Genomic DNA, 659 nt, shown 5'->3' on the forward strand with positions numbered 1-659 from the left:
TTCGCCTGCTTTCGCTAATGCATCTGCTGCATCTGTTGCCGCTTTACCGGCTTTAGTATCAGCTGCTACCGCTTTAGCATCTGCTGCTTCCGCTTTCGCTACCGCACCATCAGCTTTGGTATCTGCTTGACTTGCTAAATTGTAAGCATCGTCTGCACGGCCTTTAGCTTCACCCGCTTTGGTATCTGCCGCTACCGCTTTAGCATCTGCCGCAGCTGCCGCTGTCTTAGCTTCACCTGCTTTGGTATCTGCCGCTACTGCTTTAGCATCTGCCGCAGCTGCCGCTGTCTTAGCTTCACCCGCTTTGGTATCTGCCGCTACTGCTTTAGCATCTGCCGCTTCAGCTTTCGCTACCGCACCATCAGCTTTGGTATCTGCTGCTACTGCTTTAGCATCTGCCGCTACTGCTTTATCGTCTGCTGCTTTCGCTGCATCTTTAGCTTCGCCTGCTTTCGCTAATGCATCTGCTGCATCTGTTGCCGCTTTACCGGCTTTAGTATCAGCTGCTACTGCTTTAGCATCTGCTGCTTCCGCTTTCGCTACCGCACCATCAGCTTTGGTATCTGCTGCTACTGCTTTAGCATCTGCCGCTACAGCTTTATCGTCTGCTGCTTTCGCTGCATCTTTAGCTTCGCCTGCTTTCGCTAATGCATCTGCTG

The 659-nt window shown here is 52.2% G+C and carries 1 protein-coding gene; it reads right to left on the reverse strand.

The features are described 5' to 3' along the window. A partial coding sequence (locus ACTHTQ_RS11235) for a hypothetical protein (protein ID WP_440363965.1) occupies positions 1-659 on the reverse strand: 659 nt, incomplete at both ends.

The sequence above is a fragment of the Neisseria sp. P0020.S003 genome (genome assembly GCF_051957095.1).
Taxonomy (GTDB): domain Bacteria; phylum Pseudomonadota; class Gammaproteobacteria; order Burkholderiales; family Neisseriaceae; genus Neisseria; species Neisseria subflava.